This is a genomic window from Paracoccus sp. (in: a-proteobacteria), from assembly GCF_046289755.1.
GTDB lineage: Bacteria > Pseudomonadota > Alphaproteobacteria > Rhodobacterales > Rhodobacteraceae > Paracoccus.
On record NZ_JBKBVD010000090.1, the window covers coordinates 1 to 6,989 of the forward strand.

Genomic DNA, 6,989 nt, shown 5'->3' on the forward strand with positions numbered 1-6,989 from the left:
CGGGTCGAACTGCACACCGTGGCCGCGGCCGAGGCCCGCGCCACTGATGCCATCGCAGCCCTTGGCGCCCGCGTGGCCCAGCTGGACCGCGACATCGACCGCGAAGAGGTGCTGAACCGCGACGCGACGCAGGTGGTCGAACGGCTGGCATGGGAACGGGCCGAACTGGACAAGGCCGCGCAGGGCCATGACGACCGCCTTGAAGCGGCCACCGAAACCGCGGACGCCGCCGCCGAGGCGCTGCGCGAGATCGAGGCGCGGCTGGCCGAGCTGACCGACGAATCGGCCCGCCTTGCCGCCCGCCACCAGTCCGCCGAACGTCTGGCCACCGATCTGCGTGCCATGTTCGACCGCGCCGACCGCGCCGCGACCGATGCCGCTGCCGCCGTGGCCCGCGCCGTCGAGGCAGGCGAGGGGGCGGCGCGCGCGCTGGAACAGGCCGACGCCGCACAGGATCAGGCCCGCGACCGCGCGCATGGCGCCGAGGACGCGCTGGCCCAGGCCGAATCCGCCCGCGCCGAGGCCGAAACCCGCGAGGCCTCAGCCCGTGCCGCGCGCTCGGAAGCCGAGGGCGAGGCCGGAGCGCTGGCCGCCGAAATGTCCGCCCTGCGCCGTCTGGTCGAACGCGGCCAGTCCGGTGGCGCGACCGTGCTGGACCATGTGCAGGTCGCGCAGGGCCATGAGACCGCCTTTGGCGCAGCCCTTGGCGACGATCTGCGCATGGCGATGACCGATGACGGCTCGGGCTGGCACCTGCTGGCCGATCTGCCCCATGCGCAGCCCCTGCCGCCGGGCGCCCAGCCCCTGGCGCCGCATGTCACCGCTCCGCCCGCGCTGGCGCGGCGGCTGTCGCAGACGGGGCTTGTCGCGGATGCAGCGCAGGGCGCGGCCCTGCAGGCAGCCCTTGCCCCCGGTCAGCGGCTGGTCACGCCCGAGGGCGATCTGTTCCGCTGGGATGGCGTGCGGGTCATGGCGGGCGAGGCCTCGTCCTCGGCCGCGCTGCATCTGCAAAAGGTGAACGAGCTGGCCCGCATCTCGGCGCAGTCCGAAACCGCACAGGCCCGCGCCGACACCGCCATCGAGGCGCATGAACAGGCCCGCGACGCACTGGCCGATGCCGCAAGCGTCGAGAAATCCGCCCGCGATGCGCGCCGCGAGGCCGAACGCCTGCTGTCGGATGCCGTCCGCGCCGCCACCCGTGCCGAATCGGATCTGGCGCTGGCCAGCAGCCGCGCCGATGCGGCCCGCGCCGAACTGGACCGCCATCAGGCCGACGCCGCCGACGCCCGCACCCGCCTGTCGGATGCCGAGGCGCAGCTGGACGCGCTGCCCGACCGGGGCGATGCGCTGGCCGCGCTGGACCATGCCCGCACCGGGGTCGAGGCCGCGCGCATCGCCACCATGACCCGCCGCGCCGCGCTGGATGAATTGCGCCGCGAGGCCAATGCCCGCATCAAGCGCCTGCAGGACATCGCCAAAGAGGATTCCGGCTGGCGTCTGCGCCTGCAACAGGCGGGCACCCGCGCCACCGAACTGGCCGAACGCCGCGACGCCGCCGCTGCCGATCTGGCGCAGGCACAGGCCCAGCCCGCCATCCTCGCCCAACGCCGCGACGCCATGGCCGCCCGCGAGGCCGAGGCCGAGACCCGGCTGACCCGCGCCCGCGACGCGCTGTCCGCCGCAGACGAGGCCGCCCGCGCCAGTGCCATGGCCGAGCGCGAGGCCGAACGCGCAGCCTCGGACGCCCGCGAGACCCGCGCCGCCTGCGAGGCCCGCGCCGATGCCGCCACGATTGCCGAATCTGCCGCCCGCGCCCGCATCCGCGAAGAGGTCGATCAGACCCCGCAGGCGCTGCTGGCGTCGCTTGGCGATGTCCGCACCGACGCCCCCGCCGACGCGCTGGAAGATCAGATCGCCCGCCTGCGCAGCTCGCGCGACGCGCTCGGCGCCGTCAACCTGCGCGCGGATGAGGACAAGCTGGCGCTGGAAACCGAACGCGACGCGCTTGCCGCCGAGAAAACCGATCTGGAAGAGGCGATCCGCAAACTGCGCGCCGGCATCGGCAGCCTCAACCGCGAGGGCCGTGAGCGCCTGCTGACCGCCTTCGAGACGGTCAACGCCAATTTCGCCATTCTGTTCACCACCCTCTTCGGCGGCGGCGAGGCGCGCCTCGTGCTGGTCGAATCCGATGATCCGCTGGATGCCGGGCTGGAAATCATGTGCCAGCCCCCCGGCAAGCGCCTGTCCACCCTGTCGCTGCTGTCGGGGGGCGAGCAGACCCTGACCGCCATGGCCCTGATCTTCGCCGTCTTCCTCGCCAACCCCGCCCCGATCTGCGTGCTGGACGAGGTTGACGCGCCGCTGGACGACGCCAATGTCAGCCGCTTCTGCGACCTCTTGGACGAGATGACCCGCCGCACCGACACCCGGTTCCTGATCATCACCCACCATGCGGTGACGATGGCGCGGATGGACCGGCTGTTCGGCGTCACCATGGTCGAACAGGGCATCAGCCAGCTGGTCAGCGTCGATCTGAAACGCGCCGAGGCTCTGGTCGCCTGACCCCGCCCGCGTTAGGGTCGCGCCAAACCAACCGCGAGGACATCATGAGCGTTGAACAGACCCTGACCGACAAAGGCATCACCCTTCCCGCAGCCCCCGCACCCGCCGCGAATTACGTGCCTGCGGTGCAGACCGGCAATCTGGTCTTCATCTCGGGTCAGATCAGCGCCGATGAAAACGGCCTGATCACCGGCAAGCTGGGCGATGACACCTCGGTCGAAGACGGCGCCGCTGCCGCCCGCCGCTGCGGTCTGGCCCTGATCGCGCAGCTGAAAGCCGCCATCGGCGATCTGGACCGCGTCACCCGCGTCGTGAAACTGAACGGTTTCGTGAACTCGACCCCTGATTTCACCGACCAGCCCAAGGTCATCAACGGCTGCTCTGACCTGATGGTCGAGGTCTTCGGCGAGGCCGGTCGCCACGCCCGCGCTGCCGTCTCGGCCCCCTCGCTGCCCTTCGGCGTCGCGGTCGAGATCGAGGCGATCTTCGAGGTCGCATGATGCTGCCCGCCAGCTTCCTGACCACGCCGATCACCCATCGCGGGCTGCACGGCGCCGGGGTGCCCGAAAACAGCCTCGCCGCCGCCCGCGCGGCGATCGCGGCGGGCTACGGCATCGAATGCGACATCCAGCCCGGCCCCGATGGCGTGCCGCTGGTCTTTCACGACTATCAGCTGGCGCGCCTGACCGGGCAGCCGGGCTTTGTCGCCGCCACCGATGCGGCGGCGCTGGCGGGGCTGCGCCTGCTGGGCACGGACGAACCCGTGCCCACACTGGCCGAATTTCTCGATCTGGTCGCAGGCCGCGTCCCCCTGCTGATCGAGATCAAGGATCAGGACGGTGCCTGCGGCCCCGATACCGGCCCGCTGCCCGCCCGCGTGGCCGACGCACTCAAGGGCTACACAGGCCCGGTCGCCATCATGTCCTTCAACCCCGATATGGTCGCAGCCTTCCACGCCGAGGCCCCCGAGATCCCGGTCGGCCTGACCACCTGCGCCTTCCCGGAAGAGGACTGGGCGCGCCTGCCCCCCGAGCGCCGCACGCATCTGGCGGGGATCGCGGATTTCGACCGGGTCGGCGCCTCGTTCATCTCGCATGACAAGGCCGATCTGGACAATCCGCGCGTCGATGCCCTGCGCGCCCAAGGCGCGGCTATCCTGACATGGACCATCCGCACCCCGGAAGAAGAGGCCCAAGCCCGCCGCATCGCCCAGAACGTGACCTTTGAACACTACCTGCCCTGACGCGTCGGCGTCGCGCTACCGCACCGCAGCATCTCCGTTGCCCAGATACCCGACAGGACGCCGCCCCTGCGGCGCCCTGTCTGCCTCATCCCCCCTGACATCGCCCCGACACCAGCCTATCGTGCACCCATGAGCGACGCGCTGACCCTGACCACCCATGCCTCGATTGCCGCCATCGACCCGCAGGTCTGGGACGGTCTGGGCGACGGCAACCCCTTCACCTCGCACCGCTTTCTGCTGGCGCTGGAGCAGTCCCGCTCGGTCGGCACCGGCACCGGCTGGCAACCGCTGCACATCACCGTGCAGCAGGGCGACCGGATCACCGGCACAGCGCCGCTTTACGCCAAATCCCACAGCCAGGGCGAATATATCTTCGATCACAACTGGGCGCAGGCCTATACCCGCGCGGGCGGGCGCTATTACCCGAAACTGCAATGCACCGTGCCCTTCACCCCCGCCACCGGCGCCCGCCTTCTGGCCCGCGACGATGCGTCCCGCGCGGCGCTTCTGGCCGGAATGATGCAGCTGGCCGAACGCGGCGGCGCCTCGGGCGCGCATGTCACCTTCTGCACCGAAGCGGAATCGCTGATCGGCGAGGCCGCAGGCTTCCTGCCCCGCATCACCCAGCAATATCACTGGCTGAACCGCGACTATGCCGATTACGACGCCTTTCTCGCGGCGCTGTCCTCGCGCAAACGCAAGGATCTGCGCAAGGAACGCGCCCGCGCCCAGGCCTTCGGTGGCACCATCCGCCACCTGCGCGGCGACGACCTGAAACCCCATCACTGGGACGCGTTCTGGCAGTTCTATCAGGACACCGGCGCCCGCAAATGGGGCCAGCCCTACCTGACCCGCGCCTTTTTCGACCGCATCCAGGACACAATGCGCGACGACATCCTGCTGGTACTGGCGGAAACAGACGGCCAGCCCATCGCCGGTGCGCTGAATTTCCTCGGCCCCGACGCGGTCTATGGCCGCTATTGGGGCTGCGTGCAGGATCACGCCTTCCTGCATTTCGAACTCTGCTACCATCAGGCCATCGACCACGCGATCGCCCATGGCCTGTCGCGGGTCGAGGCCGGGGCGCAGGGCGATCACAAACTCGCCCGCGGCTATGAACCGGTGCCGATCCACTCGCTGCACTGGGTCTGCGATCCGGGCTTTCTGCGCGCGCTCGAAACCTATCTCGACGAAGAACGCAACGCGATGGCGCAGGACATCGAGGCCCTCGCCGATTTCACCCCGTTCCGCAAATCAGACCCGGCCCCATAGCTTCTTCTTCACAAAAATATCCCGCTGGGGTCGTCGGCTGGTGCGCCACTGGTCCGAGGACCAGCCGACGACGGGGGCGCGAAGCCCCCCGGCGCTGTCAGATCACGCCTTCGCCAGCAGGCTTTCACCGGCGCTGACGCTGCAGGTGCCAGGGCTGTCCTCGACATCAATCACCTCGACCACGCCGTCGCGGACCAGTGCTGCAAACCGCTTGCAGCGGCCGAACAGCCCGGCAGGCGGCGCGTCGAAATCCAGCCCCAGCGCCTTGGTCACGCTGCCATCGGCATCCGCCAGAACCTCGATCCCGGCATTGTCCGCGCCGGTCGCCTCGGCCCAGGCCTTGGTCACGAACGGATCATTGACGGTCAGACAGATGATCCGGTCGATGCCCTTCTGCCGAAACGCCTCGGCGGTGCGGATAAAGCTGGGCATATGCGCATTGGTGCAGGTGCCGGTAAAGGCGCCCGGCAGACCAAACAGCGCCACGCGGCCCTGCATCAGATCTGCGGTGGCGACGCTTTCGGGTCCGGCCTCGCCCACACGCAGCAACTGGCCCTCGGGCAGCTTCTCTCCGATGGTGATGGTCATTGCTCGCTCCTGAATTGCAACGGATTCGCGGTGACTATAGGGTGCCCCCAGGCGCGAGACCAGCAGCCAGAGGCAGACCATGCGGATCGTCATTCTAGGGGCCGGACAGGCCGCCGCCGCCATGGCCGCGCGGCTCCGCAGCCGGGGCCATACCGGCCCGCTGACCGTAATCGGGGCCGAACCCGTGGCCCCCTATCAGCGCCCGCCGCTGTCCAAGGCCTATCTGCTGGGCCAGATGAGCCTCGACCGGCTGACGCTGCGCGCGCCCGACTGGTGGACCGACCAGCAGATCGACCTGCGGCTTGGCGAAACCGCGCTGTCGATCGACCCCGCCGCCCGGATCGTCACCACCGACACGGGCAGCCACCCCTATGACGCACTGGCGCTGACGTTGGGTGCCGCCCCCCGCCGCCTGCCACAGGCCATGGGCGGCCACCTTCCCGGCACCCATGTCATCCGCGACCTCCGCGACATCGACGCGCTCGCCCCGGCGCTGCAACCGGGCGCCCGGCTGGCGGTGATCGGCGGCGGCTATATCGGGCTGGAGGCCGCCGCCGTCGCCCGCACACTGGGCCTCGACGTCACGCTGATCGAGGCCGCCCCCCGCATCCTCGGCCGCGTCGCCGCCACTCAGACGGCAGACATGATCCGCCAGCTGCACCTCTCCCATGGCGTCACCCTCCTCGAAGGCACCGGCATCACCCGGATCACGGGCGAAGATCGCGCGACCGGAATCGCCCTGACCGATGGCCGCCAGATCCCCGCCGATCTGGTCATTCAGGGCATCGGCGTCCTGCCCCGCACCGACCTCGCCCATGCGGCGGGCCTGAGCCTCGACAACGGCATCGCCACCGACCTCACCGGCCGCACCTCCGATCCCGCGATCTGGGCCGCAGGCGATTGCGCCAGCTTCCCGCATCAGGGCGCGCAACTGCGGCTGGAAAGCGTCGGCGGCGCCATCGACATGGCCGAATGCGTGGCCGACAACATTCTGGGCCAGCCCCGCCAACTGACCGCACGCCCGTGGTTCTGGTCCGACCAGTTCGACACCAAACTGCAGATCGCCGGTCTGAACGCAGGCCATGACCACGTCGTCACCCGCCCCGGAGCGAACGCCCATTCCGGTTCAGTCTGGTATTTCCGGCAGACCACCCTGATCGCCGTCGATGCCCTGAACGACCCCCGCGCCTACATGATCGGCAAGCGCCTGATCGAGGCCGGCCGCAGCCCCGACCCCAGCCTGATCCCCACCACCCCCGACCTGAAAACCCTGCTCACATGACCTGCTTTGGTCTGCAAATATCCTGCGGGGGGGTGTGGGGGG

Annotated in this window: 6 protein-coding genes; 5 read left to right on the forward strand and 1 reads right to left on the reverse strand. The window is 70.0% G+C overall.

What is annotated here, in order from left to right:
* From ACK41U_RS18735 to ACK41U_RS18750, 4 genes are all read left to right on the forward strand, one after another.
* Positions 1 to 2,562: chromosome segregation protein SMC (locus ACK41U_RS18735; protein WP_409683611.1), on the forward strand; the 2,562-nt coding region annotated here is incomplete at its 5' end.
* Positions 2,563 to 2,606: 44 nt separating this feature from the next.
* Positions 2,607 to 3,062, forward strand: a complete 456-nt coding sequence (locus ACK41U_RS18740) for a RidA family protein (RefSeq protein WP_409683614.1) — start codon at positions 2,607 to 2,609, stop codon at positions 3,060 to 3,062.
* On the forward strand, positions 3,059 to 3,805 hold the full coding sequence (locus tag ACK41U_RS18745; protein WP_409683617.1) for a glycerophosphodiester phosphodiesterase family protein: 747 nt from the start codon (positions 3,059 to 3,061) through the stop codon (positions 3,803 to 3,805). Before ACK41U_RS18740 ends, ACK41U_RS18745 begins: the two co-directional genes overlap by 4 nt.
* A 129-nt stretch (positions 3,806 to 3,934) precedes the next feature.
* Entirely contained in the window at positions 3,935 to 5,077 is a 1,143-nt protein-coding gene (locus ACK41U_RS18750) for a GNAT family N-acetyltransferase (protein WP_409683620.1), read from the forward strand.
* Between the two features lie 102 nt (positions 5,078 to 5,179).
* On the opposite strand, the gene ACK41U_RS18755 is transcribed toward ACK41U_RS18750, so the two are convergent.
* Positions 5,180 to 5,665 carry a peroxiredoxin gene (locus ACK41U_RS18755; RefSeq protein WP_409683623.1) on the reverse strand — a complete coding sequence of 162 codons (486 nt, stop codon included), beginning with the start codon at positions 5,663 to 5,665 and terminating at the stop codon, positions 5,180 to 5,182.
* 79 nt (positions 5,666 to 5,744) lie between these two features.
* On the opposite strand from ACK41U_RS18755, the gene ACK41U_RS18760 reads away from it, so the two are divergent.
* Entirely contained in the window at positions 5,745 to 6,947 is a 1,203-nt protein-coding gene (locus ACK41U_RS18760; RefSeq protein WP_409683626.1) for an NAD(P)/FAD-dependent oxidoreductase, read from the forward strand.
* Positions 6,948 to 6,989: the final 42 nt, after the last annotated feature.

Coding starts and splice junctions, on each gene's coding strand:
- ACK41U_RS18760 (WP_409683626.1), top strand. CDS start 5,745: ATGCGGATCGTCATTCTAGGGGCCGGACAGGCCGCCGCCGCCATGGCC.
- ACK41U_RS18755 (WP_409683623.1), bottom strand. CDS start 5,665: ATGACCATCACCATCGGAGAGAAGCTGCCCGAGGGCCAGTTGCTGCGT.
- ACK41U_RS18750 (WP_409683620.1), top strand. CDS start 3,935: ATGAGCGACGCGCTGACCCTGACCACCCATGCCTCGATTGCCGCCATC.
- ACK41U_RS18740 (WP_409683614.1), top strand. CDS start 2,607: ATGAGCGTTGAACAGACCCTGACCGACAAAGGCATCACCCTTCCCGCA.
- ACK41U_RS18745 (WP_409683617.1), top strand. CDS start 3,059: ATGATGCTGCCCGCCAGCTTCCTGACCACGCCGATCACCCATCGCGGG.